The 24,580-nt window shown below is 64.5% G+C and carries 22 protein-coding genes; 14 read left to right on the top strand and 8 right to left on the bottom strand.

The annotated features are described in order from the left end of the window. Positions 1-23 precede the first annotated feature (23 nt). On the top strand, positions 24-452 hold the full coding sequence (locus ACVIW0_RS33835; RefSeq protein ID WP_128971061.1) for an OsmC family protein: 429 nt from the start codon (positions 24-26) through the stop codon (positions 450-452). Between the two features lie 113 nt (positions 453-565). On the opposite strand, the gene pyk is transcribed toward ACVIW0_RS33835, so the two are convergent. Both pyk and ACVIW0_RS33825 read right to left on the bottom strand, forming a co-directional pair. Beyond that, positions 566-2,002, bottom strand: coding sequence for a pyruvate kinase (gene pyk, locus ACVIW0_RS33830; protein ID WP_461356290.1), 1,437 nt, complete (start codon positions 2,000-2,002; stop codon positions 566-568). Continuing rightward, complete coding sequence (locus ACVIW0_RS33825) at positions 1,999-2,559, bottom strand: DUF1036 domain-containing protein (RefSeq protein ID WP_461356289.1); 561 nt, start codon at positions 2,557-2,559, stop codon at positions 1,999-2,001. Before ACVIW0_RS33825 ends, pyk begins: the two co-directional genes overlap by 4 nt. A 245-nt stretch (positions 2,560-2,804) precedes the next feature. Between ACVIW0_RS33825 and ACVIW0_RS33820 the strand changes: the two genes are divergently transcribed. After that, on the top strand, positions 2,805-3,107 hold the full coding sequence (locus ACVIW0_RS33820; RefSeq protein WP_461356288.1) for a DUF1244 domain-containing protein: 303 nt from the start codon (positions 2,805-2,807) through the stop codon (positions 3,105-3,107). Positions 3,108-3,380: 273 nt separating this feature from the next. Beyond that, positions 3,381-3,653 (top strand): DUF2312 domain-containing protein, encoded by a 273-nt coding sequence (locus ACVIW0_RS33815; RefSeq protein ID WP_212016808.1) that lies wholly within the window; start codon positions 3,381-3,383, stop codon positions 3,651-3,653. A 112-nt stretch (positions 3,654-3,765) separates the two neighbouring features. Here the strand turns inward: ACVIW0_RS33815 and ACVIW0_RS33810 are convergent, their stop codons facing one another. After that, the gene (locus ACVIW0_RS33810; protein ID WP_461356287.1) at positions 3,766-4,401 is read right to left on the bottom strand and encodes a LysE family translocator; all 636 of its coding nucleotides are present in this window, start codon (positions 4,399-4,401) and stop codon (positions 3,766-3,768) included. A 218-nt stretch (positions 4,402-4,619) separates the two neighbouring features. Between ACVIW0_RS33810 and ACVIW0_RS33805 the strand changes: the two genes are divergently transcribed. Beyond that, positions 4,620-6,386 carry an adenylate/guanylate cyclase domain-containing protein gene (locus ACVIW0_RS33805; protein ID WP_461356286.1) on the top strand — a complete coding sequence of 589 codons (1,767 nt, stop codon included), beginning with the start codon at positions 4,620-4,622 and terminating at the stop codon, positions 6,384-6,386. Between the two features lie 241 nt (positions 6,387-6,627). Here the strand turns inward: ACVIW0_RS33805 and ACVIW0_RS33800 are convergent, their stop codons facing one another. The 3 genes from ACVIW0_RS33800 to ACVIW0_RS33790 form a co-directional block, all read right to left on the bottom strand. After that, the gene (locus tag ACVIW0_RS33800) at positions 6,628-8,232 is read right to left on the bottom strand and encodes a DUF882 domain-containing protein (protein WP_461356285.1); all 1,605 of its coding nucleotides are present in this window, start codon (positions 8,230-8,232) and stop codon (positions 6,628-6,630) included. A gap of 267 nt (positions 8,233-8,499) precedes the next feature. Then, positions 8,500-10,800 (bottom strand): L,D-transpeptidase family protein, encoded by a 2,301-nt coding sequence (locus ACVIW0_RS33795; protein ID WP_461356284.1) that lies wholly within the window; start codon positions 10,798-10,800, stop codon positions 8,500-8,502. A 314-nt stretch (positions 10,801-11,114) separates the two neighbouring features. Beyond that, positions 11,115-12,605, bottom strand: a complete 1,491-nt coding sequence (locus tag ACVIW0_RS33790) for a sigma-54-dependent transcriptional regulator (RefSeq protein WP_461356283.1) — start codon at positions 12,603-12,605, stop codon at positions 11,115-11,117. 142 nt (positions 12,606-12,747) lie between these two features. On the opposite strand from ACVIW0_RS33790, the gene ACVIW0_RS33785 reads away from it, so the two are divergent. The 9 genes from ACVIW0_RS33785 (at position 12,748) to ACVIW0_RS33745 (ending at position 22,061) form a co-directional block, all read left to right on the top strand. Further along, the gene (locus ACVIW0_RS33785) at positions 12,748-14,679 is read left to right on the top strand and encodes a M3 family oligoendopeptidase (RefSeq protein ID WP_461356282.1); all 1,932 of its coding nucleotides are present in this window, start codon (positions 12,748-12,750) and stop codon (positions 14,677-14,679) included. Positions 14,680-14,933: 254 nt separating this feature from the next. Then, positions 14,934-15,086 carry an aa3-type cytochrome c oxidase subunit IV gene (locus ACVIW0_RS33780; protein ID WP_021078552.1) on the top strand — a complete coding sequence of 51 codons (153 nt, stop codon included), beginning with the start codon at positions 14,934-14,936 and terminating at the stop codon, positions 15,084-15,086. Between the two features lie 146 nt (positions 15,087-15,232). Continuing rightward, the gene (locus ACVIW0_RS33775) at positions 15,233-16,357 is read left to right on the top strand and encodes a Re/Si-specific NAD(P)(+) transhydrogenase subunit alpha (protein ID WP_461356281.1); all 1,125 of its coding nucleotides are present in this window, start codon (positions 15,233-15,235) and stop codon (positions 16,355-16,357) included. A gap of 11 nt (positions 16,358-16,368) precedes the next feature. Beyond that, positions 16,369-16,686, top strand: coding sequence for a proton-translocating transhydrogenase family protein (locus tag ACVIW0_RS33770; RefSeq protein ID WP_016841609.1), 318 nt, complete (start codon positions 16,369-16,371; stop codon positions 16,684-16,686). Positions 16,687-16,730: 44 nt separating this feature from the next. After that, complete coding sequence (locus ACVIW0_RS33765) at positions 16,731-18,131, top strand: NAD(P)(+) transhydrogenase (Re/Si-specific) subunit beta (protein WP_461356280.1); 1,401 nt, start codon at positions 16,731-16,733, stop codon at positions 18,129-18,131. Positions 18,132-18,664: 533 nt separating this feature from the next. Further along, on the top strand, positions 18,665-19,471 hold the full coding sequence (locus ACVIW0_RS33760) for an alpha/beta hydrolase (protein WP_461357500.1): 807 nt from the start codon (positions 18,665-18,667) through the stop codon (positions 19,469-19,471). Between the two features lie 54 nt (positions 19,472-19,525). Continuing rightward, positions 19,526-20,623 carry a calcium:cation antiporter gene (locus tag ACVIW0_RS33755; protein WP_461356279.1) on the top strand — a complete coding sequence of 366 codons (1,098 nt, stop codon included), beginning with the start codon at positions 19,526-19,528 and terminating at the stop codon, positions 20,621-20,623. 38 nt (positions 20,624-20,661) lie between these two features. Then, a complete protein-coding gene (locus tag ACVIW0_RS33750) occupies positions 20,662-20,946 on the top strand; it encodes a cupin domain-containing protein (RefSeq protein ID WP_095731174.1) in 285 nt (94 codons plus the stop codon). A 251-nt stretch (positions 20,947-21,197) separates the two neighbouring features. Further along, complete coding sequence (locus ACVIW0_RS33745) at positions 21,198-22,061, top strand: hypothetical protein (protein ID WP_461356278.1); 864 nt, start codon at positions 21,198-21,200, stop codon at positions 22,059-22,061. Positions 22,062-22,199: 138 nt separating this feature from the next. Here the strand turns inward: ACVIW0_RS33745 and ACVIW0_RS33740 are convergent, their stop codons facing one another. Further along, entirely contained in the window at positions 22,200-22,715 is a 516-nt protein-coding gene (locus ACVIW0_RS33740; protein WP_461356277.1) for a DUF1993 domain-containing protein, read from the bottom strand. Positions 22,716-22,794: 79 nt separating this feature from the next. Further along, positions 22,795-23,544 carry an SDR family NAD(P)-dependent oxidoreductase gene (locus ACVIW0_RS33735; RefSeq protein ID WP_461356276.1) on the bottom strand — a complete coding sequence of 250 codons (750 nt, stop codon included), beginning with the start codon at positions 23,542-23,544 and terminating at the stop codon, positions 22,795-22,797. Between the two features lie 96 nt (positions 23,545-23,640). On the opposite strand from ACVIW0_RS33735, the gene ACVIW0_RS33730 reads away from it, so the two are divergent. Beyond that, positions 23,641-24,537, top strand: coding sequence for a LysR family transcriptional regulator (locus ACVIW0_RS33730; protein WP_461356275.1), 897 nt, complete (start codon positions 23,641-23,643; stop codon positions 24,535-24,537). Positions 24,538-24,580: the final 43 nt, after the last annotated feature.

Below are 24,580 nucleotides of genomic sequence, written 5' to 3'. Positions count from 1 at the left end.
AACCCATCTCAGGGAGCAACAACATGACGACGACCCATGGCTCGGCCAAATGGCAGGGCGGCATCAAGGACGGCAAGGGCGCGATCTCGACCAAGAGCGGCGCGCTCGCGGATTACCCCTATGGCTTCGCCAGCCGCTTCGAGGGCAAGCCGGGTTCGAACCCCGAAGAATTGATCGGTGCGGCGCATGCCGCCTGCTTCACGATGGCGCTGTCGCTGATCCTCGGCGAAGCCAAGCTCACCGCCGAACACATGGAGACCAAGGCCGACGTGACGCTGGAGAAGGTCGCCGACGGCTTCGCCATCACCGCCGTGCACCTGACGCTGTCGGCGAAGATCCCGGGCGCCGATAACGCGGCATTCCAGGAACTGGCGGGCAAGGCCAAGGCCGGGTGCCCCGTGTCGAAATTGCTCAACACCAAGATCACGCTCGACGCGTCGTTGCAGGGCTGATCGCTCTAAAGCATGATCCGGAAAAGTGCGACGCGGTTTTCCGAAAAGATCGTGCTCAAGCAAAGAGCTAAAGCGCGATGATCGCGCTTTAGCCGGACGTGGCGGCCTGATCGTCAGGCTTGCGCGTCGCCGCTCGGACCGACCGAGGCGATGCGCAGCATGTTGGTGGTGCCGGGCGCGCGCAGCGGCACGCCGGCGACGATGATGACGCGCTGGCCGGCCCTGGCGAAGCCGTCGCGGAAGGCAATCGAGCCGGCGCGGTCGACCATGTCGTCGAGATCGTGCGCATCCTCGGCGACCACGCAATGCACGCCCCATACGACGGCCAGCTTGCGACCGGTGACGAGATTCGGCGTGATCGCGACCACCGGTACCTTCGGGCGCTCGCGCGCCACCCGGATTGCGGTCGAGCCCGACGACGTCCAGCAGATGATCGCCGATAGATCCAGCGTCTCGGCGATCTGCCGCGCGGCATCGGCAATGGCGTCGCCCACCGTCGGCTCCGGATCGGCGCGCTGCGCGTTGAGCACGCCGCGATAGGTCGGGTCGCGCTCCACTTCCTCGCCGATGCGGTTCATGGTCGAGACCGCTTCCACGGGGAATTTGCCGGCGGCGGATTCCGCCGACAGCATGATGGCATCGGCGCCTTCGTACACGGCAGTGGCGACGTCGGAGACCTCGGCGCGGGTCGGCACCGGGGCCTGGATCATCGACTCCAGCATCTGGGTCGCGACCACCACCGGCTTGCCGGCGCGGCGCGCCATCCGGGTCATCTGCTTCTGCAGGCTCGGCACCCGCTCCAGCGGCAGCTCGACGCCGAGATCGCCGCGCGCCACCATCAGCGCATCCGATGCATCGATGATGTCGGCGAGGCGGTCGATCGCCTGCGGCTTCTCGATCTTGGCCATCACGGCGGCGCGGCCGCGGATCATCTTCTTGGCCTCGAGCACGTCCTCGGCCCGCTGCACAAAGGACAGTGCGACCCAGTCGATCCCCTCCGGCAGCGCGGCTTCGAGATCGGCGCGGTCCTTCGGGGTCATCGCCGAGACCGGCAGATCGGTGTCGGGCAGGCTGACGCCCTTGCGGTCCGACATCTTGCCGCCGATCACCACGCGCGTCACCGCGCGGTCGGACGAGGTCTCCTCGGCGATCAGCCGCACCTTGCCGTCGTCGAGCAGCAGCGCGTGGCCGGGACGGAGCGCTGCGAGGATTTCCGGATGCGGTAGCTGGACGCGGCTGTTGTCGCCCGGCGTCTTGTCGGAATCCAGAACGAAGCTCTGGCCGTTCTTGAGCTGGGTCGAGCCTTCCGCGAAGGCGCCGAGCCGCAGCTTCGGCCCCTGCAGGTCGACCAGGATGCCGATCGGCCGGCCGTAGCTCGATTCGACATTGCGGATGGTCTTGACCAGCTCCCGCATCTTGTCATGCGGGGTGTGACTCATGTTGATGCGGAACACGTCGGCGCCCGCCTCGAACAGCTTGCGGATCATCGCGCTGTCTGAGGAGGCCGGTCCGAGCGTTGCAAGGATCTTGATTCGGCGCAGTCGTCTCATGGTTTGTTTCCGGGTGGTGCGGCTGGTGGCAGACCAGACGCGCCCGGAGGCGCTGCGCCCGGTGGCGGGTTGGGCAGGCCCGGCATCGCGCCGGGGCTTCCCGGGGCCACGCCGCCCGGCATTCCCGGTACTTTCTGCGGCTGTTGTTCGTTGGCTTCGGTCAGTTGGACGGTCCATGCACGCTGCTCGCCGGTGTCGACCTCGAAGAAGCCGGTGCGGTCAAAACCGCGGGCTAGGCAATTCTCGGTACCCTTGATGGTGAATTCCTTGTCGCGCGAGCACATGAAGGCCTGGCCGGACCATTCGCCGCCGCGATCGTAGTCAAGAGCGTAGATGTAGTAATAGCGCGCGACAAGGTTGCCGCGCAGCAGGGTCTCGCAGGTCCGCGACGACACGTTCCACCAGCCTTCGGTGGTCCAGCCCTCGGCGTCCTTGTAGCCGAGCGCGATCCCGACCCGGCTCGACGTATTGTTGCAGAGCCGGAAATCGGCCGCCGCCGGGCTCGTCCACAGGCATGCCGCGAAAAGCGCCAGCACCGGCAGGAGGCCGGCGAGCATCAGTCGGATGGCGCGGGGAACTGAGGCGAGAGAATCTATTGGGCTCATGCGGCGAAGCTATATCAAATCATTGACGATTTCGCGTGCCGGGCAGGCACTATCAACGGGCGGGCGCCCATCTCCCACGCCGTGGGCCCATGGCAGGGGTGGCCGGACCGGCCCGTATTGCGCGCGGATATGGCAAAATCTGTGACAATTCCCACCTGATATCAACATGGTGAGCGCCATTCATCGGGATCACAATCATGAGCATTGACGACAAAACCAGAACAGAACTAGAGGCCGCGGTGTTCCGGCGCCTCGTCGATCATCTGCGCAACCGGACCGATGTGCAGAACATCGACCTGATGAATCTGGCCGGCTTCTGCCGCAATTGCCTGTCCAACTGGATGAAGGAAGAGGCCGACGCCAAGGGCCTTGCGGTGAGCAAGGACGAGAGCCGCGAGGCGGTCTACGGCATGCCCTACGAGGAATGGAAGGCCAAGTATCAGGGCAGCGCCACGCCGGAGCAGCTTGTGGCGATGAAGAAGGCCCAAAGCGGGCATTAAGCAAACCCAGCAACGTCATTCCGGGGCGATGCGGGAGCATCGAACCTCAGGGTCGCAATTGCGCCCCGGGGAATTTCGAGATTCCGGGTTCGTCCTTCGGACGCCCCCGAATGACAATTGTTCCGTGGCGATCCGCATCTCCTGTGGGCGCGCTGTGGATGAGCGCGATGTTTCCTTGACGGAACGCGCGCTAAAATCGAGGGTCGCCCGCAGCAAGCGGTGCGCGTGGCGCGTATTCGCGCGACGTTTCAAATGCCATTTCAGGAGTACGCGATGGCCACCGCATCTGCCGCCGTTCAGGACGAGCCCGCAACGCGCTTCGCCAAGGACCAGCTCAGGTCCATCATCGAGCGCATCGAGCGGCTCGAAGAAGAAAAGAAGACCATCTCGGACGACATCCGCGACGTCTATGCCGAGGCCAAGGGCAACGGCTTCGACGTCAAGGCGCTGCGCACCATCGTGCGGCTGCGCAAGCAGGATGCCAATGAGCGCCAGGAGCAGGAAACAATCCTGGAGACCTATATGCAGGCGCTCGGGATGCTCTGAGGCCGGCAGGCGGCCATTCAGTTCTGGACAGTCGGGCGCGCGGAGCTGCTGGCTGGGATTGTCCTTCGCACGCCCAGCCGAGGGACGCGCTGATATCGCACGCCGCGCCGTCCTACGTGCCTGCGCGACGATACAGGGCCAGCGATCCGGCGAGCGCGAGCAGCGCGCCGCCGCAGATTCGGTCGAGCCACAGCGCTCCCGACCTTTGCAGGACCTTCACGGCGCGCGAGCCCAGCAGCGCGTAGCCGAACATCACGATGAAATCCAGCGCGGCAAATACCAGGGCAAGCAGCGCATACTGCCCGATCTGAGGTGATGTGGGATCGATAAATTGGGGAAGAAAGGCCGAAAAGAACAAATAGCCCTTTGGATTTGTCACGGCCACCAGGAAGCTCTTGAGAAAGATCGACCGGGCCGATGCATGGCGGCCGGGCTCCGTGGTGCGCAATGATTGGTCGAGGCTGCCCTTTGAACGTAGCAGCATGGCGCCGAGGAAAGCCAGATAGGCGACGCCGATCCATTTGATGACAACGAAGCAGAGTTCTGACGCGGCGAGCAACGCGCCGAGACCGACCGCGACCGCGCCGATCAGTACGAAATCAGAGACGATCGCGCCAAACATCCCGGCACAGGCGCGGCGCAATCCGAAGCGAGAACCGTTCGCCAGGGCGAGCAGGACCGTCGGGCCGGGAGTCGCGATGCCGACGAACGCAACGAGTGCAAAGGCAAGAACAGTCGCGTTTGACAAGGCCACTCACCTGGATTCGAGCCGCGATCATACACGGAATCCGCCGCAGTGCATCCGCTCCAGATCGACGGAGACTTTCGCCGACCTTCGCGGCGCCGTCGCTCCGCTTGATTGCTGACCGGGCCTGTCCACGCCATGGCGGCGGGCCTGGAGATATGGCTTGGCGACATCCCGGGATTTGCTAGACTGCGCGCGAGGTACCCAGGCAGATCGTTCACATGGACGTGCCAGGACCAGAGCGCCGGCTCGCTGCGGTCCTCGCCGCCGACATGGTCGGCTTTAGCCGACTCATGGAGGCTGACGAGACGGGTACCCTTGCGCGTCTGAAGACCCATCGGATCGAGTTGATCGATCCGGCTATTGCCAAAAATCGCGGCCGCATCATCAAGACCACCGGCGACGGCTTGCTGGTCGAATTCCACAGCGTCGTCGACGCGGTGCTGTGCGCGGCCGAGGTCCAGCGCCGGATGGCCAAGCGCAACACCGACGTCGCGCCGGCGCGCTGGATGCAGTTTCGTATCGGCGTCAACCTTGGCGATGTGATCGTCGACGGCGCCGATATCTTCGGCGACGGCGTCAATGTCGCGTCCCGCCTGGAGACGCTGGCCGAACCCGGAGGTATCTGCATTTCCGGCGCGGTCCGCGATCAGGTCGGCGATCGCCTGGAAGACCTCAGCTTCGAGGATCTCGGCGATCAGACCGTCAAGAACATCGCGCGCCCGATCAGGGTCTTCCGCATCCACTTCGAATCGGATTCGGGGAGCACTCCCGAGCAGGCGAAGAGCGCAACAGCGACCTCCGTCGTCGCCAAGAAGCCTTCGATTGCGGTGCTGCCGCTCGCCAACATGAGCGGCGATCCCGAGCAGGAGTTCTTCGCCGACGGTCTTACCGAGGACATTATCACCGAGCTGTCGCGCTTCCACGATCTGCTCGTGATCTCGCGCAACTCGACCTTCGTGTACAAGGGCAAGGCCGTGAAGGTGCAGGACGTCGCGAAGGAATTCGCGGTCGACTACGTGCTGGAGGGCAGCGTGCGCAAGGCCGGCGGCCGGATCCGCGTGACCGTGCAGCTGATCGATGCCGAGGCCGACCGGCACGTCTGGGCCGAGCGCTATGACCGCGAGCTTGCCGATATCTTCGCCATCCAGGACGAGATGACGCGCGCGATCGTGTCGACCTTGCCGGGGCGGGTCGAAGCCGCCGCCCATGACCGCGTCAAGCGTAAGCCGACCGACAACATGGCCGCCTATGAGTGCGTGCTCGCCGCCAAGGTGTTGCATCACCGCTCCGCTCGGGACGACAATATGGAGGCACAGCGGTTGCTGGAGCGGGCCATCCTGCTTGATCCCAACTATGCCCACGCCCACGCCTGGCGCGCCTGCGTGCTCGGGCAGACCTGGGTCTACAATTGGTGCGAAGACCGCGACGCGACCTTCGCGCAGGTGGCGTCGGAGCTCGAGATCGCGCTCAAGCTCGACGACAATGACAGCGACGTGCACCGGATCCTCGCCGCGCTGAACCTCAACCGCGACGACCATGACAAGGCAATGTTCCACCAGGAACGCGCGCTCGCGCTCAATCCGAACTACGACCTCGTCGTCGTGCAGCAGGGCGAGCTCCTGACCTGGCTCGGGCGGCCGGAGGAGGGCATCGACTGGATCAAGCGGGCGATGCGGCTCAATCCGTTCCATCCGGAGCGGTTCTGGAACCATCTCGGCCGGGCCTGCTATTGCGCCGAGAAATACGCCGACGCGGCCGAGGCGTTCTCGCGGATCACGCGGCCCGACCACACCCATCACGCCTTCCTGGCGGCGACCCTGGCGCAGATGGGCAATTCGGTTGCGGCCTCGGCGCATGCCGCCGAGGTGCTGAAGCGCGAGCCGGCCTTCACAGTCGCTGCGCATCTTTCAACCCAGCACTACAAGCGCGAACCCGACCGGGCGCGCTATGAGGCCGGCCTGCTCAAGGCAGGATTACCGGCCTGACCGGCTGGATTAAAGAGGGATGAGTTTTGGTTGGACCGGCTTGGCGCGGCCTTGGTTCACCTCTCCCGTCGGGGAGAGGTCGGATTGCAAAGCAATCCGGATGAGGGCTCTTGCTCTCTCGATGGACCGTAACCTCCGATTTGCAGCGCAAATCGACCTCTCCCAAGGGAGAGGTGAACCTTCGAGGCCGTTGCAGCTGAACCTGATCTCATCAGGCCTTGGAGGGCATCCGGGGGAAAGGTCAGCGCAGCGAGGCGGTGCGCAGCACGAAGGATTGGGTGGTCAGGAGCGTGGTCGCTGAACCCGAGAAACGGTCGCAGGTCATACCCATCATCGGGTCTTCCGAGAAGGTCATCGCGACGGCTGCCTGCGGCTTCACGAAGTGGGCCCGCATCATGTTCATGTCGGTGTCGCCGAGCACCGTGGTCAGCATGCCGGTGCTTGCGCTCGGCGCCAGCATTACCACGCGCATCCAGATGTCGTTGCCCTTGGCGGCGGAGATGCGCGCCGACGTGGTGATCACGCCCGGTGTGCCCTTGGCAACGACGGTGTTGATTTCGGTGGCCGGCGCCGCCGCATTGCGGGTCGGGCGCATATTGCGCGGGATCGGCGCCGTTGCGGCGACGATGTTGGCGCGATCGACCGGCGAGGACGCGGCCGGCGCATAGGCCAGCGCCTTGTTGAAGTTCTGGGTCGCGCTGGCGGTGGTCTGCGGATCGGCGCCGCCGACCGATTCACGGGCCTTCAGCGCGGCGATCTGTGCGTCCGATGCCTGCTTCGGCGCGGCGTCGTCACCCCAGAAGCCGCGGGCATTGATGATATCGGCGGGCGATTGCGGCGCGGTATTCTCGGCCGTCTGCACCACTTCCACGGCCGGCTTGGCCTTCGGCATCGGGACGATCTGCGCGTCGGCGGCGGCGAGCTGGATCGCGGCCGCGAACTGCTGCGGCTTGGCGCGCGGCAGCGGAATCGGATCGGCGGATTTGGTGTCGGCGGGTTTGGCGGGCGCTGCGGCCGCAACCACGGTATTGGCGGCGGGCTTGTCGTTCACGGCAGCGCCGCCTTCGTCTTCATCGTCACTCGACTTGCCACCGCCGAATAGCTTCGCGAACAGGCTGGGCTTGCTGATCACAGCGGCATCGTCGCCGTTGCTGCGGCGCTCGATGTCGGCCTTGGCGAGTTCATAGCCCTTCAGCGGCGTGCCGTCGGTCGGGACATGGACGGTGCGGCCGTCGGGGAACACCCGGACCAGCTGCTCGCGGGTCATGCGCGGCCAGTGGCGAATGCCGCCGGTGTCGAGATGCACGAATGGCGAGCCGGAGGTCGGATAGAAGCCGACGCCGCCGCGCTGCAGGCGCAGGCCGGCGTAACGGATCTGCTCCAGCGGCACGCCCGGAATGAAGAAGTCCATCGCATGCCCCAGCATGTGCTGGCTGTGGCGCGCAACGCCCGAGGAGCGGCGGCGGAGCATGGCGTTGGTAGCGGGCGCGCGATAGGCGGAGATGATCTGGATCGGCTGCTTGCCGCCGACATCGTTGTAGACCTCCCAGAGGATATCGAACAAATGACGGTCCATCACCGTCTCGTCCTGGGAGCGCCAGTCGCGCAGGAAGTGATTGAGCTGCTTCAGCGCGGCTTCGTCGTAACGGCCATCGCGCTTGAAGGTGATGGTGAGGTCTTCGTTGGAATGGGTGTGGTGGAACGAGAGGGTGCGGGTCTGGTTCAGCGCTGTCGCGTCGTGCACCGATCCCGCGCCTGCCAACAGCAATAGCGCGGTCAGGCCGACTTGGTACCCGGCCTTAGGTAGTGACAGCAGATTGTAGCGGCGTGCGAGGACAGCCAGCACTATGAGCCCACCCAAGTCGACGAGCGTTCGGTCGGCACCTTTCGCAGACCCCCCGCGAAAGACGGTGAACGCTTTCTTAAAGCGGGACGGTTAACCGAGGTTTACCGACCCGCCCCCAAGTTAGGCTTAACTAACTGGGGGACTGTGGCAAAAGATAGCCATGTTCCCCGGCGGGCACCGGAAATGGTTAACGTAAACGATCTCGCTTTTTTGAGCGAGATCGTTGATTTTACTTCAAAATTTAGGCCAATCGGACCGAGAGGGAGATTAGCGGGTGATCACCCGGCGCTGCTGCTGGGCCTGGCCGCGGCGGACCGGCTGCGGCTCCGGCTGTCCGAATCCTCCGAACAGGCGCTCGAAGAAGTTCGGTCCTGAGGAGCCAAAGCCGCTGTTGTTGCCGGCGACATTGACGCCCGGAGGCAGGCTGCTGCTCGGCGGCCGCGAATAGCTCGGCTGGGCGTGTGCCACCACCGTCTCGAGATCTTTGCCGCGGCTGTTCTTGAGCAGCGACAGCATGGTGGCGTCGCGGCCGTAGACGTCCCGGCGGATCTGCAGCTTGCCGGCATCGTCCACGAACGCGGTCTGGTAGGTGATGTTGACCGGGATCGGCGTCGGGAATTTCAGGTCGACTTCGCTCGAGCCGTACATGCTGCGGATCCGCTCCGGCGTGTAATGCTGGTTCGGCTCGGTGATGTTGAGCAGCACGGAGGCGTACTGATCCGGGTTCTGCACGCGCATGCAGCCGTGGCTGAAGGCGCGCTCGTCCTTCGCGAATAGGTACTTGTCCGGCGTGTCGTGCTGATAGACCAGGAACTTGTTCGGGAAATTGAAGCGGATGCGGCCGAGCGCGTTGGCTTCACCGGGCGGCTGCGAGATGTGGATCGAGCCATCGCGGTTGTGCTCGAGCCTGAGGCCCATGCGCTGCAGCACCGTCGGATCCTGCTGCAGGGCCGGCAGATACTCGTTGTAGATGATCGACGGCGGCACGTTCCAGGTCGGGTTGACCGTGATGTACTTCATCGTCTCGGTCAGAAGCGGCGTGGCGTGCTGGCCGGGCTTGCCGGTGACGACGCGCGTGGTCCAGACCTGCGCGCCGTTCTGCATCACCTTCAGTGTGTAGTCGGGGATGTTGAGGATCACATAGGCGTTGCCGACGCTGGCGGCGCCGAGCTGGCGCGGCAGCCAGCGCCAGCGTTCCATGTTGACGAGCACGGTGTCGATCTGACGATCGCGCTTCGGATTGTTCAGCGCCTTGACCGTGCGCTCGTCGAGCACGCCGGTCGGCTTGAGATCGACGCTGCTCTGGAATTTCTCCACCGCGCGCGCGACCGTCGCATCATACTTGGTGCTGCCGGCATCCTCGGTGATGCCGAGCTTGTTGCGCAGGTCCGGCACCCGCGGATCGTCCATCTCGACCGCGGCCTGCTTCTTGCGCGCCGGCACGTACTTCAACGTCGGGCCGTCCGCGATCGTGATGACCGGGCCGTCGCCCTGGCCGCGCAGCTCGGCGAGCTTTTTCTTCAGCTCCTTGTAGAGCTTCTGCGGCGGGTTATAGCCGTCGAGCGCGGCCGAGGCGTCCTTGGCGGAGGTCACGTTCGCGAACACTTCCGCCGGATCGGTCGGATGCTCCGGGTAGAGGATGTCGGCCGACACCTGCGACCAGTGCATGCGACCGCTCTGCGCCTGGCGCGCATAGTCCAGCATGCTGGCGGCGAGCTTCAGCTCGGCGTCGGCCAGCGCATCCGGCGTGGTCGCCGCGGCGAAATCCGGCACCGGATAGTCCGATGCATCGAGGCCGTCGGCGGCGGCATCCTTCAGGCGGGCGATGACGCCCTTGCCGGTGTCGGTGAGCTTGCCCGCCTTGGTGAAGACAGGCGCATAGTCTCGCGCCGAATAGAACTTCTCGGCAGCGGCGCGCTCGTTCTTGCGGTCGAAGGTACGCAGGGTCTTGCTGGCGAGCTGCTCGCGCAGTCTGTCGGCGACCGGCTGATCCTCGGAAGCGACATTGCTCGCGGCCTTCGCGGGCTCGCTCGCCGGAGCGGCTGCCGTCGCGGGCGCAGGTACTGCGGCGGGCGCCGTGGCCGTTGCCGGCGCCGGGCTCGAAGACGGCGCGGTGGCGGTGGCCGGCGCGGGCGGAGTAGCAGATGGCGCGACCGCGGTGTCGGACTTCGGTGCGTCCGCCTTCGGAGCGTCAGCAGGCTTCGTTGCGACATCGGCGGGCTTCGGTTCGACGGCCTTCGCCGTGACCGGTTCCTCCGGCTTTGCGTCGGCAGGCTTTGCCTCGACCGGTTTTGCCTCCGTGGCCTGCACGTCGGCGGGCTTCACGTCGGCCGATTTGGCGGCGTCGGGCAGCGCAGCAGTGGTGTCGGCCTTGAAATCGCTTGCAGTCGGTGGCGGCACATTGGCCGGCTCGGGACGCGGGATCGCGGCGTCGATCGCGAGTTCGGAGGTGCTGGAGCGGGGCGTGTCCTGCGCGAAGGCCGAGGTCGCGGACACCGTGAGGAAGGTTGCCGCGACGGCCGTCAATACGCGGTCAAATCCCCGACGGTTGTTCGAACAGTCACGCATTGTCACACCCCCTGGGTGGAACTGCCCTTGGTCAAACTGGAACAGTTCAAATCAGAATTGTTTCATAGCTTGCGCGAAAGCGCCGGCTTCTCGATCGACTCGCACGCCTGCACGCAACGAACGCAGACGATACATTTGCCCCTCTTATGCAGCCAGCGCCATGCGGGGCAACTCACGACAAACTGACCCCGAAGCAGCTGATTTCTCGCGGGCTGTGCGTTTTTGCCACGCGGCACAGCCTTTGTCTGTCACCGCCACGACACGGTTCAAAAGGTTCCCTGGTATGTCTGGCCGGTCCCAAGGAGCAGGTCGACCTACGTGGCGTCGCTTGCGCGCGTGCTCGCCGCAGCTTCGTCGAGCTTGCGGTAGAGGGTCGAACGGCCGATCTTGAGACGGCGCGCGACCTCCGACATCTGTCCGCGATAATGCGAAATCGCGAAGCGGATGATCTCGTTCTCGAGATCTTCCAGCGGGCGGACCTCGCCTGCGGCATTGAGCATCGACAAACCGCCGGCGGTGGGAAGGACGGTTGGTGTCGGTATTTCATTACCAGGAATCATGGCGGGTGCCGTGGATGGCGACACCACCAGCGGCTCGCCCTGCAAGGATTTGCTGTCCGGCACCGGATGCGCCGACCCTTGCGGGAAATCGGCCAGTCCGAGCTGGTCGCCGTCGCTCATCACCACGGCGCGATACACCGTGTTCTCAAGCTGACGGATGTTGCCCGGCCAATCGAGCTGGGACAGATGGGCCATCGCATCGCCGCTGATGCCGGTGATGTTGCGGTTCTCCTCGGCGCAGAACCGCGCCAGGAAATGCCGTAGCAGATGCGGAATGTCTTCGCGCCGCTGCCGCAGCGCCGGGATGGTCAGCGGCAGCACGTGCAGGCGATAGAACAGGTCCTCGCGGAACTGGCCGGCCTTCACGAGGTCGAGCAGCCTGCGGTTGGTCGCCGAAATGATGCGGACATCGACCTTGACCGGCTTGCGGCCGCCGACCGCCTCGACGGTGCCTTCCTGCAGCGCGCGCAGGAGTTTCACCTGTGTGGCCAGCGGCAATTCGCCGACCTCGTCGAGGAACAGCGTGCCGCCATGGGCCTCGACGAACTTGCCCTGATGACGCTCGGTGGCGCCGGTGAAGGCGCCCTTCTCGTGGCCGAACAGGATCGATTCGACGAGATTGTCGGGGATCGCGCCGCAGTTCACCGCGACGAACGGCTTGGCCTTGCGCTCGCTGCTGCCATGGATGGCGCGCGCGAACAGTTCCTTGCCGACGCCGGACTCGCCCTCGATCAGCACGGGAATCGTCGAGGATGCGGCCTTCTGCGCGGTACGCAGCACGCCGGCCATCGCCTCGCTGCGGGTGATGATGTCGGAGAAGGTCAGCCGGCCCTCGCGGCTGTGGCGGATGCGCTGCAATTCGCCCTTCAGCGCCGAGGCGTTGAGGGCGTTGCGCAGCGACACCTGCAGCCGCTCGAAGCCGACCGGCTTGACGACGAAATCTTGGGCACCGGCGCGCATCGCCGACACCACATTGTCGATGCCGCCATGCGCGGTCTGGACGATGACCGGAACGGTCAAACCAGCTTCACGAATCTTTGCGAGGACTCCAAGTCCGTCGAGGCCCGGCATCACGAGGTCGAGCACGACGGCGTCAATCGCCTGCGTCTCGGATGCGGTCAGGGCCGCTATCGCCGCGTCGCCACTGTCCACGACGAGGGGCTCATAGCCGCACTTCTGCACCATGTTTTCAACCAAACGACGCTGTACTGCGTCGTCATCGGCGATCAAAATGGTGGCAGCCATGGTTTTCCCCGCACGCTACGATTATTTGTCTCGAATCGGGGCACTGTCGCCGATGCCGATTAACGCACTCTTAAACCTTGCAAACCCGCCTTCATTCCGCCGCCGCCGACATCTTTCCGACTGAACTAAGGTTACGAACAAGATGACCTCGCGCTCCAAAACTGCCTCCTCCAAATCCGCTCCCAGCAAATCCGCTCCCAGCAAGGCTGCTCTCCGCAAGGAGGCCGCGCTGCGCAAGTCGGCGGCCCAACGCAAATCGACTGCGGCTGGCCCGGTGGCGAAAAAGGCAGCCAGCAAGACCGGCAAGCTTCCGGAATGGAATCTGGCAGATCTTTACGCCGGCATCGACGCACCGGAGGTCGCACGCGACTTGCAGAAAATGGATGCAGATTGCGTCGCGTTTGAGACCGACTACAAGGGCAAACTGGCCGAAAATACCGCCAAGGAAGGCGGCGGAAAGTGGCTCGCCGAGGCGATCCGGCGCTATGAGGCGATCGACGACCTGGCCGGCCGTCTCGGCTCCTATGCCGGCCTGATCCATGCCGGCGACAGCGTCGATCCCGCGATTTCGAAATTCTATGGCGATATTTCCGAGCGGCTGACCGCCGCCTCGGTGCATCTCCTGTTCTTCTCGCTCGAGCTCAATCGGGTTGACGATGACGTGATCGAGCGCGCGATGGCCGAGCCGGAGCTCGGGCATTACCGGCCGTGGATCGAGGATCTGCGCAAGGACAAGCCGTACCAGCTCGAGGATCGCGTCGAGCAGCTCTTCCACGAGAAGGCGCAGAGCGGCTACGCGGCCTGGAACCGGCTGTTTGACCAGACCATCTCCGGCCTGCGCTTCAAGGTCGCGGGCAAGGAGCTCGCGATCGAGCCGACGCTGAACCTGCTGCAGGACAAGGCGGGCGACAAGCGCAAGGCGGCGGCGCAGGCGCTTTCCAAGACCTTCAAGGACAATGAGCGCACCTTCGCGCTGATCACCAACACGCTCGCCAAGGACAAGGAAATCTCCGACCGCTGGCGCGGCTTTCAGGATGTCGCGGATTCCCGCCATCTCAACAACCGTGTCGAGCGCGAGGTTGTCGATGCGCTGGTGGCTTCGGTGCGCGCGGCCTATCCGAAGTTGTCGCATCGCTATTACGCGCTGAAGGCCGGCTGGTTCAAGAAGAAGAAACTGCCGCACTGGGACCGCAACGCGCCGCTGCCGTTCGCCGCGACCGGCACGATCGCCTGGCCCGAGGCGCGCAACATGGTGCTGTCGGCCTATAACGGCTTCTCGCCGAAGATGGCCGAGATCGCCGAGCGCTTCTTCGACGATCGCTGGATCGACGCGCCGGTCCGTCCCGGCAAGGCGCCCGGCGCGTTCTCGCATCCGACCACGCCGTCGGCGCATCCCTATGTGCTGATGAACTACCAGGGCAAGCCGCGCGACGTGATGACGCTGGCGCACGAGCTCGGCCATGGCGTGCATCAGGTGCTGGCGGCGAAGAACGGCGCGCTGATGGCGCCGACGCCGCTGACGCTGGCGGAGACCGCCAGCGTGTTCGGCGAAATGCTGACCTTCAAGCGGCTGTTGTCGCAGACCAAAAACGCCAAGCAGCGCCAGGCGCTGCTGGCGGGCAAGGTCGAGGACATGATCAACACGGTGGTGCGGCAGATCGCGTTCTATTCGTTCGAGCGCGCGGTGCATACCGAGCGCAAGAATGGCGAACTCACCGCCGAGCGGATCGGCCAGCTCTGGCTCAGCGTGCAGGGCGAGAGCCTCGGCCCCGCGATCGAGATCAAGCCGGGCTACGAGACGTTCTGGATGTACATCCCGCACTTCATCCACTCGCCGTTCTATGTCTACGCCTACGCGTTCGGCGACTGCCTGGTGAACTCGCTCTATGCGGTCTACGAGCACGCCTCCGAGGGCTTCGCCGAGCGCTATCTCGACATGCTCGCCGCCGGCGGCACCAAGCACTATTCCGAGCTGCTGCGGCCGTTCGGGCTCGACGCCAAGGATCCGACATTCTGGGACGGCGGCCTGTCCGTGATCGCCGGCATGATCGACGAGCTGGAGGCGATGGGCTAAGGCCCATCGGCGTTCCGCTGCGCGGTCGGCTGGGCGGGCACGCCCTGCTTTTTTGCGCCGGGCGGTATGGAGCGTTCCATCCACCGGCGTTTCGGGGATCAATCCCGCCCGAGCGCGAGCGGCGGACCGTCGCAGCACGACCCGGACCGGGGACAATTTGCGCTTCACATCGCCCGATCGGGACCGCGCCGTTGCCCTGCCAAGCCGTTTGCGGTAATGGCTCGCGGAACGCGAATTTCTGACTGGGGATAGCGATGGCAGACCATAGCGAAGTGGCCTACACGACCGCCGACGGCAACGATTACGTGGCGCATGAGCAGACCTATGAAGGGTTTCTCATGCTGGTCAAATGGGGCACCATCAGCGTCGCCATCCTCCTCGCTCTGATGGCCTATTTCCTGGTCTGATCCCTGACCTGATAGCGGTGCCGCCGTCCTGCTGCGGTGCCGGAATTTTCTGACCGAGCCCGGCTGCAAATACCGGGTATCCAATCTGGCGAAAATAACGCTAGTTTGAAGACGCGTGCGGTGCTTGCGCCGCCGGGGGAGGGCCCATGAAGATTGCCGTTGCCAAGGAAATCGATCCGTCCGAGCCGCGGGTTGCGATTTCGCCCGATACGATCAAGAAGTTCAAGGCGATCGGCGCCGAAGTGGCCGTCGAGCCCGGCGCGGGCGTCAAATCGGGTCTGCCCGATTCGGAGCTGACCGCTGCCGGCGCCACCGTCTCGGCCGACGCGCTCAAGGACGCCGACATCGTCATCAAGGTGAAGCGGCCCGAGGCCTCCGAGCTGTCGAAATACAAGCGCGGCGCGCTGGTCATCGCGATCATGGACCCCTATGGCAACGAGGCCGCGCTGAAGGCGATGGCCGATGCCGGCGTCTCCGCCTTCGCGATGGAATTGATGCCGCGCATCACACGCGCCCAGGTGATGGACGTGCTGTCGTCGCAGGCCAACCTCGCCGGCTACCGCGCTGTGATCGAGGGCGCCGAGGCGTTCGGCCGTGCGTTCCCGATGATGATGACCGCCGCCGGCACCGTTCCGGCCGCCAAGGTGTTCGTGATGGGCGTCGGCGTCGCCGGCCTGCAGGCGATCGCGACCGCGCGGCGGTTAGGTGCCGTCGTCACCGCGACCGACGTGCGCCCGGCCACCAAGGAGCAGGTGGAATCGCTCGGTGCGAAATTCCTCGCGGTAGAGGACGAGGAGTTCAAGAACGCGCAGACCGCGGGCGGCTATGCCAAGGAAATGTCTAGGGAGTATCAGGCCAAGCAGGCCGCGCTCACCGCGGAGCACATCAAGAAGCAGGACATCGTGATCACCACCGCGCTGATCCCGGGCCGTCCGGCGCCGAAGCTGGTGTCGGGCGAGATGGTGAAATCGATGAAGCCCGGTTCGGTGCTGGTCGACCTCGCGGTCGAGCGCGGCGGCAATGTCGAAGGCGCCAAGCCCGGCGAGGTGGTCGAGACCGACGGCGTCAAGATCGTCGGCTACACCAATGTCGCCGGCCGCGTCGCGGCCTCGGCCTCGAGCCTGTACGCGCGCAACCTGTTCTCTTTTATCGAGACGATGGTCGACAAGGCCAGCAAGGCGCTCGCGGTCAATTGGGACGACGAGCTGGTGAAGGCCACCGCGCTGACCAAGGACGGCGCCGTCATCCATCCCAACTTCCAGCCGAAGTAAGGAGAGAAGCCATGGAGCATCTCGCGCAGGCCGTTGATCCCTTCGTGTTCCGGCTGTCGATTTTCGTCCTCGCCGTGTTCGTCGGCTATTTCGTGGTGTGGTCGGTGACGCCCGCGCTGCACACGCCGCTGATGAGCGTGACCAACGCGATCTCGTCGGTGATCGTGGTCGGCGCGCTGCTCGCGGTCGGCGTCGGCATGGTGTCGAGCGGCTCGGGCTGGGCCCGCGGCTTCGGCTTCGTTGCGCTGATCTTCGCCTGCGTGAACATCTTCGGCGGCTTCCTGGTCACCCAGCGCATGCTGGCGATGTACAAGAAGAAAGCCAAGTGAACGGCAACCACCTCGGGGTGATGTAAGAATTGGGGGGACCTGAGATGAGCGCCAATCTCTCTGCACTGTTGTATCTCGTGGCGGGGGTGCTGTTCATCCTGTCGCTGCGCGGCCTGTCGAGCCCGGCGTCGTCGCGCCAGGGCAACATGTTCGGCATGATCGGCATGGCGATCGCGGTCGCCACCACGCTGGCGAGCCATCCGCCGGCCGACGGCGTGGCCTGGATCTTGGTCATCCTCGGCATCGCGATCGGCGGCAGCATCGGCGCCGTGATCGCGCGCCGGGTTCCGATGACCTCGATGCCCGAACTGGTCGCCGCGTTCCACTCGCTGGTCGGCATGGCCGCGGTGCTGGTCGCCGCCGGCGCGTTCTATGCGCCCGAGGCGTTCGACATCGGCACGCCCGGCAACATCCATCCGCAGAGCCTGGTCGAGATGTCGCTCGGGGTTGCGATCGGCGCCCTGACCTTCACCGGCTCGGTGATCGCGTTCCTGAAGCTGTCGGCGCGGATGAGCGGTGCGCCGATCATCCTGCCGGCGCGCCACATCATCAACATCGTGCTGGCGCTGGCGCTGGTGTTCTTCATCGTCGGCCTCGTGCTTAGTGGCAGCGCGTTCGACTTCTGGATGATCACGATCCTGGCGCTGGCGCTCGGCGTGCTGATGATCATCCCGATCGGCGGCGCCGACATGCCGGTCGTGATCTCGATGCTGAACTCGTACTCCGGGTGGGCCGCCGCCGGCATCGGCTTCACGCTCGGCAACTCGGCGCTGATCATCACCGGTGCGCTGGTCGGCTCGTCGGGTGCGATCCTGTCCTACATCATGTGCCACGCGATGAACCGCTCGTTCATCTCGGTGATCCTCGGCGGCTTCGGCGGCGAAACGGCCGCGGCCGGCGGCGGCAGCGGCGAGCAGAAACCCGCAAAACTCGGCTCGGCCGACGATGCGGCCTTCATCATGAAGAACGCCTCCAAGGTCATCATCGTGCCCGGCTACGGCATGGCGGTAGCGCAGGCCCAGCACGCGCTGCGTGAGATGGCCGATCTGCTGAAGAAGGAAGGCGTCGAGGTGAAATACGCCATTCACCCGGTCGCGGGCCGCATGCCCGGCCACATGAACGTGCTGCTCGCCGAAGCCAATGTGCCCTATGACGAGGTGTTCGAGCTCGAGGACATCAACTCCGAGTTCGCCCAGGCCGACATCGCCTTCGTGATCGGCGCCAACGACGTCACCAACCCGGCGGCGGAAGAAGACAAGACCTCACCGATCTACGGCATGCCGGTGCTGCAGGTCTGGAAGGCCGGCACCGTGATGTTCATCAAGCGCTCGCTGGCCTCGGGCTATGCCGGCATCGACAATCCGCTGTTCTACCGCGACAACACCATGATGTTGCTCGGCGACGCCAAGAAGGTCACCGAGAACATCGTCAAGGCGATGGCCTGACGCTGATGGCCCTGGACCGGGAGTGGCATCGACACCATCGCATGCCAACCCGCGCCACGCGCGAGCAGCGCATCGCATGGCATGTGGCGCACGCGAAGGTTTGCGCCTGCCGGCCGGCTCCCGACAGCATCAGGCTCGAGGTCGAAGGGCTGCTCAATTCGAGGCGCAGGCCGGTCTCGGCGGCCGCTAAAGACCGGGGGCGGGACCAAAAACCGCGAAAACAACCCCATGCAAAGTAGCAATGGGGTCTCGCATCATCCCGACACACCAAATCTAGAGCATGATGAGATTCGGTTGAGCTGCAACGGCGTCGAAGCTTCACCTCTCCCTTGGGAGAGGTCGATTTGCGCAGCAAATCGGGTGAGGGGTTGCGGTCTATCGAGAAAGCAAGAGCCCTCCACCCGGATTGCTTCGCAATCCGACCTCTCCCCGAAGGGGAGAGGTGAACCGAGACCGGGTCAAGCCAATTCAACCCAAATTCATCGCGCTTTGGAGCGCAAATTGAGGGCGGCAGGCGGGATTTGCGCGTGGTTCTGACGATCCTGAAATGGCTGCTGATCCTCGCCGCAGTCGTCTATCTCGGTGGCCTTGCGGTGCTGTACGTCAAGCAGCGCGAGATGCTGTTTCCGATTCCGCCGGTGGGCCGAACCGCGCCGGCCGCCGTCGGACTTCCCGAAGCCGAAGAGCATGTGCTGACCACGGATGACGGCGAGAAGGTCATCGTCTGGCATGTGCCGGCGAAGCCCGGCCGGCCTGTCGTGCTGTTCTTTCCCGGCAATGGCGATTTCCTGGCCGGCCGCGTCGCGCGCTTCAAGGCCATCACCGCCGATGGCACCGGGCTGGTGGCGCTGTCGTATCGCGGCTATGCCGGCTCGAGTGGCGCACCGAGCGAGCAGGGCCTGCTGCGGGACGCTGCTGCAGCCTATGCGTTCACCACCGCGCGATACCGTGCCGCTGAGATCGTGGCCTGGGGCTTCTCGCTGGGCACCGGCGTTGCGGTCGCGCTCGCCGCCGAGCATCCGGTCGGCAGGCTGATCCTGGAGGCGCCGTACACCTCGACGGCCGATGTCGCTGGCGCGCTCTTCTGGTACGTGCCGGTCAGCCTGCTGATGCGGGATCCATTCCATTCCGACCGGCGAATTGCCGGTGTCACGGTGCCGCTGCTGATCATGCACGGCGCCGACGATGCGGCGATCCCGATCCGCTTCGGCGAGCGGCTGTTTGGCCTCGCGCACGAGCCCAAGCAGTTCGTGCGGTTGCCCGGTGGCGGGCACGACAATCTCGACGATTTCGGTGCGATGGCGACGGCGCGGCCGTTCATCGACGCCGCAAGAGGCTGACGGAGGCGATTGTCTATCGCATACTCGCAGCATCGGAAGTGAGGGGATCCCACGATGAGCGCACACGGACCGATGCCGCGGTCGGCCTGGCTGTATCCTGTTCTGGCGGTGCTGTTGTTTACCGCTGTCACGGGCACCGGCTACGGCTTCGCGCCATCGGCGGCCGGCTGGGCGTTCGCAGCCGTGCTGCTGGTGATCCTGTTCGGCACCGTGTTCGCAGCCGTCCATCACGCCGAGATGATTGCCGAGCGGATCGGTGAGCCGTTCGGCACGCTGCTCCTGACACTCGCCGTGACCATCATCGAGGTCGCGCTGATCTCGACCATCATGCTGGGCGACACGCCGGCGCCGACCCTGGCGCGCGACACCGTGTTCGCGGTGGTGATGATCGTCTGCAACGGCCTGGTCGGGCTCTGCATCTTCATCGGCGGCATCCGCTACCGCGAGCAGGATTTCCAGATCACCGGCGCCAACCTCTATCTCAGCGTGCTGTTCGTGCTCGCGACCATCACGCTGGACATGCCGAATTTCACGCTGACGGCGCCGGGCCCGATCTATTCCACGGCCCAGCTCGCCGTGATCAGCATCGTGACCCTGCTGCTCTACGCCGTGTTCCTCTACACCCAGACCATCCGCCACCGCGATTACTTCGTCAGCGGCGCCAACGAGGCGGCGGCGCATGGCGAGGTGATGTCGGACCGTGAGACCGCGATCAGCATCGTCCTGCTGCTGGTCTCGCTGCTGGCGGTGGTGCTCTTGGCCAAGAAATTCTCGCTGGTGGTCGATGTCGTCACCGTCAAGATCGGCGCGCCGCCGGCCTTTGCCGGCCTGGTGGTGGCGGCGCTGATCCTGTTGCCGGAGAGCGTTGCCGCGGTGTCGGCGGCGCGCAAGAACGACTTGCAGAAGAGCATCAACCTCGCGCTCGGCTCTTCGATCGCGACCATCGGGCTTACGGTTCCCGCCGTGGCCGCGGCCGCCTATGTGCTCGACAAGCAACTGGTGCTCGGGCTCAGCAACCAGCATATGCTGATCCTGCTGCTGACCTTCATGATCAGCATGCTCACCTTCGGAACCGGCCGCACCAACATCCTGTTCGGGCTGGTTCACATGGTGGTGTTCGCCGTGTTCGTGTTCATGGTCTTTGTGCCGTAGGGCACGATCCTCTCAACAAGAAACTTGGAGAAGTGACGATGCTCAGCGCCAAATCGGACGTGCAGGTGGATACGGCGGAGGTCCGCGTGACCGAATGGCGGCTCGCGCCCGGCAGCGCCACCGGCCACCACACCCACGAGATGGACTACGTCATCGTTCCGATCACGACCGGCGAGATGACGATCGTGGCGCCGAACGGGGAGCGCTCGAAGGCCCAGCTCGGGGCCGGCAAGTCCTACTTCCGCAAGGCCGGGGTCCAGCACGACGTGCTGAACGAGACCGCCAGCGAGATCGTGTTCCTCGAGGTCGAACTCAAGCCCTGACGCGGTCGGTAACCCTGCGCCCGCAGAATGGCAGCTCCGAGCACGCCCGGCTGTGGAAATTCATAACCCGTTAACGGCTGCGCGATGAATTAAGCGGTGGATGCGGCCTGCGCAGGGGGCGCCTCCGGCTGAAACCAAAGTGACACCAAAGGTGACGTTGGAACGGGGGTTTGCCACCGATCCGACGCAGTTGATCCCTGAATGTGCCTCAAAGTTCCAGCATGAAATAACGGGGTGGGGAGTGGCAGGTCATGCTGAGTTACCTGAAGAAATTTGTGATGGACATCTTACCCTCGGTGGCAGCGACCATCATCGGGGCGTACATCGTTAATCATTACATCGTGGCCAAGCCGGACGTACCCGCCACCGCAGCCGCGACCGCCGCCGTCGATCCCAAAGCCGCCAAGCCCGCCACCGTGGTCAGCAGCCTTCCCGAAGCCGGCGTGAAGGCCAAGGGCATGTCCGAGCGCACGCTGATCGAACGGTCGGCATCCGAGAAGGCGACCGTCACCGAGAAGCCTGCCGAGAAATCCGCCGACCAGAAGTCTGACGCGCCGGCCGATACCGCCAGCATCCCGGCCGACACCCGCCACCACACGGCTGCGCCGAAGGCCGTCGTCAAGGTGGCGCCCGCCGCGCCGCAGCCGGCCGCGCCCGCCACCGCGGCGGCGCCGGCCGAGGCCGCCGCCGCGACGGAAGAGAATCGCGACGCCAACGATCTCGCGCGCGCCGCCATCGAGCGCCTGCGCAAGGAGCGCCCGCAGGAGGCCGCGCGCACCCAGGACGCGACCCGCACCGATCTCGCCCGGCTGCCCGAGGCGCAGCGCCCGGCAGCTCAGTCGGCGATCCGGCCGTTGCCGCCGCCGATCATGGTGTCGAACCCCTCCACCGAGAACGTCGATCAATCCGCGCAGCAGCGTCCGCCCTACGCTGCCAATGCGCAGGATTCGAATCGGCTGACGCCGCCGGCCGACATTCCGGTGCCGGTGATCCAGGCGCCGCTCGACCTGCGCGCCGACGCGGCCATGCCGGCGCCGAAGAACGACCACAGCTCGGTGACCGACGACATGTTCTCCGGCATGAAGTCGATGTTCCACGCCGTCCTGCCGAAGTAAGTTGCCCAAGTAAGACCCTGCCGAAGCCTGCCGAGTAAGTCGATAAACGTCGGCTTCCGGCAATAAAGCGGAAGTCGCCCGGTGTGGCCGCCGAGGGGCTTTTGACCCAAGGCGGACATTTTGGCGGCTCGACAGAACCTATAGATAATCCGGCTTGCCGAGAAAATCCGCTTTGCCGATCGCCAGACCCTGATTGCGCAATATGTCGTGCGCGGTCGCGATGTGGAAATAGAAGTCCGGCAGCAGCACCTGGGTCAGATAGGTTTGGCCGGTCATCCTGCCGCTCACGCTTTTGAAGCGCAGCTCTATCGTGCGGCCTTCCGCGCCTTCAAAGTGCGCCGATCGAACGGAGGTGAGGAATGCGATGGTCTTTGCGATTCGCTCTTCAAGCTCCGCAAGAGAGCCTTCGGTGTCGGCAAATGCCGGCGTTTCCACGCCCGCTAGCCTTCCCACGCCATTCTTCGCCTTGTCGCTGGCTCTTTGAATCTGACCTGCGAATGTCAACATGTCTGGCGCGAGACGGGCATTCATGATGTCGCTCTCTTTGAGCCCCTGCGTGCGAACGCGTTCTCTCGCGAATGCAAGGTAGGAAGCGAGGACGCCGAGGCCGCGCATGAGGGCGGGAATGGTGAATTGATAGATGGCGTTTTCCATCTTGCAAATCCCTCTTGAAGATACCGCTGCTCGCCTCCCACCCGTTGGGCGGAAGGCAGTTGCAGCGGACCGAACGTTGTCAAACTTGACTTGCGCCGCCGTCGTTGGAGATATCTGCGCCCGTGATGTAGCTGCTGTCATCGGAGGCAAGGAAGGCTGCGCTTGCTGCAACTTCTTCTGGCCGTCCAATGCGCCCCAGCGGCACCAGGCTTGCGAACATCTTCTTCATCGCTTCGTTCTCCTCCGGGGTGGAGGCGAAGCTGTTCAGCATCGGCGTTTCGGTCGGACCCGCACTGAGGGTATTCGCCCGGATGCCGCGGTCCCTGAACTCGGCCGCCCAGGTGCGAACGTAGGAACGAAGCGCAGCCTTGGTTGCCGCATAGGTCGAGTGTGCCGGGATGCCCATTTGGTGCATGCCCGAGGACACCAGGATGATCGACCCACCCCGTGTCATCAACGGCAACGCCTTCTGAACCGTAAACAGAGGCGCACGCGCGTTGGCATTGAAGGTCTTGTCGAAGTGTTCGGGCGTGACCTTTTCGAGCGGCACCTGCTCGACGAAGGCAGCGCTCGCCACGACGATGTCGAGGACGCCCTTCGTATCCTTGATGATCCCGAAGAGTCGGTCGAGGTCGTCAAGGCTGGTGACGTCGGCCTGCACCGTGGTCACGTTGCGGCCGATCGCTGCCTTTGCCTTGTCCAGTTCGGATTGTCGGCGTCCGGCGATGAAGACGTAGGCGCCTTCCTCAACGAACGTTTTCGCTGTCGCCAGCCCGATACCACTTGAGCCACCGGTGATGACGGCGACCTTTCCATTGAGTTTGCTCATCTGAAGCCTCCTTTGCGGTAAATTCCAGCAAAGGATGGTTCATTCGAAAACGAATGAGTATACTGCAAAAATGGACAACATCTATTTGCATTACAAATGAGCGACCGCTTTCAGGAACTGACTATTTTCGTCCGCGCCGCAGAAACCGGAAGCTTTTCGCAGACCGCACGGGAGTTGCGCCTCTCGCAGCCTTCTATCTCGCGCATCGTTGGTGAACTCGAAGCGCGGCTCGGCGTAAGGTTGCTGCTGCGCACCACGCGACGTGTGACCGTCACGGATACAGGCGCGCATTTTCTTGAAAGGGCGCGCGACATCCTCGCGACTGTGGAAGAGGCAGAGGATGCGGCGCGAGGGCGGAATTCCGTGAGTGGGCTGCTTCGCCTTGCCCTGCCGATCATCTACGGCACTCAACAGATCGTTCCGCTCCTGCCGAAATTTCTTGCCGAGAACCCTCTGCTCCGCGTTGAACTCTCCGTCTCCGACGTGCGGCAGGATCTGGTCGCCGAAGGCGCCGACGTCGCATTCCGATTGGGGCGGCTCGCCGATAGCAGCTTTGGCGCACGCAAGCTGCCATCGCTTGAGCGGGTGGTCGTCGCGACGCCGGCCTACCTGGCCGCACGCGGGACGCCGAAAGCACCGGCTGACCTCGCCAAACATGATTGCATTGCGGGTCCCGGCGAATTCGGCCGCACTAGCTGGACGTTCCGGAAGGGAGAAGCGACCATCACTGTTGACGTGTCCGGTCGTGTCACCACGAACTCGGGTCCGGGCACGCTTACAAGCGCGATCAACGGCCTTGGCATCGCCATGATGACGTCGACCGCGTGCCAAAAAGAACTCAAATCCGGCGAACTCGTCAGGCTGTTGCGGGGCTATTCGCTTGAACCGATAGAAGTGCACGCGGTGTTCCCGGCCGGCCCTCGCCCCTCGCCGAAGGTGCGGGCGTTCCTTGCGTTTCTCGAAAGCGAACTCGAGCGGTCTCCTGATCACTAACGTCTAACTACTTCGGCTCATGGCCCGAGGCCTTACATGCAGC

Source organism: Bradyrhizobium sp. USDA 4454 (genome assembly GCF_054822705.1).
This window is presented reverse-complemented; position numbering and strand designations above follow the sequence as displayed.

Excerpts from the sequence above, each read along its gene's own strand:
- ACVIW0_RS33835 (WP_128971061.1), top strand. The coding sequence starts at position 24 with ATGACGACGACCCATGGCTCGGCCAAATGGCAGGGCGGCATCAAGGAC.
- pyk (WP_461356290.1), bottom strand. The coding sequence starts at position 2,002 with ATGAGACGACTGCGCCGAATCAAGATCCTTGCAACGCTCGGACCGGCC.
- ACVIW0_RS33825 (WP_461356289.1), bottom strand. The coding sequence starts at position 2,559 with ATGCTCGCCGGCCTCCTGCCGGTGCTGGCGCTTTTCGCGGCATGCCTG.
- ACVIW0_RS33820 (WP_461356288.1), top strand. The coding sequence starts at position 2,805 with ATGAGCATTGACGACAAAACCAGAACAGAACTAGAGGCCGCGGTGTTC.
- ACVIW0_RS33815 (WP_212016808.1), top strand. The coding sequence starts at position 3,381 with ATGGCCACCGCATCTGCCGCCGTTCAGGACGAGCCCGCAACGCGCTTC.
- ACVIW0_RS33805 (WP_461356286.1), top strand. The coding sequence starts at position 4,620 with ATGGACGTGCCAGGACCAGAGCGCCGGCTCGCTGCGGTCCTCGCCGCC.
- ACVIW0_RS33795 (WP_461356284.1), bottom strand. The coding sequence starts at position 10,800 with ATGCGTGACTGTTCGAACAACCGTCGGGGATTTGACCGCGTATTGACG.
- ACVIW0_RS33790 (WP_461356283.1), bottom strand. The coding sequence starts at position 12,605 with ATGGCTGCCACCATTTTGATCGCCGATGACGACGCAGTACAGCGTCGT.
- ACVIW0_RS33785 (WP_461356282.1), top strand. The coding sequence starts at position 12,748 with ATGACCTCGCGCTCCAAAACTGCCTCCTCCAAATCCGCTCCCAGCAAA.
- ACVIW0_RS33780 (WP_021078552.1), top strand. The coding sequence starts at position 14,934 with ATGGCAGACCATAGCGAAGTGGCCTACACGACCGCCGACGGCAACGAT.
- ACVIW0_RS33775 (WP_461356281.1), top strand. The coding sequence starts at position 15,233 with ATGAAGATTGCCGTTGCCAAGGAAATCGATCCGTCCGAGCCGCGGGTT.
- ACVIW0_RS33770 (WP_016841609.1), top strand. The coding sequence starts at position 16,369 with ATGGAGCATCTCGCGCAGGCCGTTGATCCCTTCGTGTTCCGGCTGTCG.
- ACVIW0_RS33765 (WP_461356280.1), top strand. The coding sequence starts at position 16,731 with ATGAGCGCCAATCTCTCTGCACTGTTGTATCTCGTGGCGGGGGTGCTG.
- ACVIW0_RS33755 (WP_461356279.1), top strand. The coding sequence starts at position 19,526 with ATGAGCGCACACGGACCGATGCCGCGGTCGGCCTGGCTGTATCCTGTT.
- ACVIW0_RS33750 (WP_095731174.1), top strand. The coding sequence starts at position 20,662 with ATGCTCAGCGCCAAATCGGACGTGCAGGTGGATACGGCGGAGGTCCGC.
- ACVIW0_RS33745 (WP_461356278.1), top strand. The coding sequence starts at position 21,198 with ATGCTGAGTTACCTGAAGAAATTTGTGATGGACATCTTACCCTCGGTG.
- ACVIW0_RS33740 (WP_461356277.1), bottom strand. The coding sequence starts at position 22,715 with ATGGAAAACGCCATCTATCAATTCACCATTCCCGCCCTCATGCGCGGC.
- ACVIW0_RS33735 (WP_461356276.1), bottom strand. The coding sequence starts at position 23,544 with ATGAGCAAACTCAATGGAAAGGTCGCCGTCATCACCGGTGGCTCAAGT.
- ACVIW0_RS33730 (WP_461356275.1), top strand. The coding sequence starts at position 23,641 with ATGAGCGACCGCTTTCAGGAACTGACTATTTTCGTCCGCGCCGCAGAA.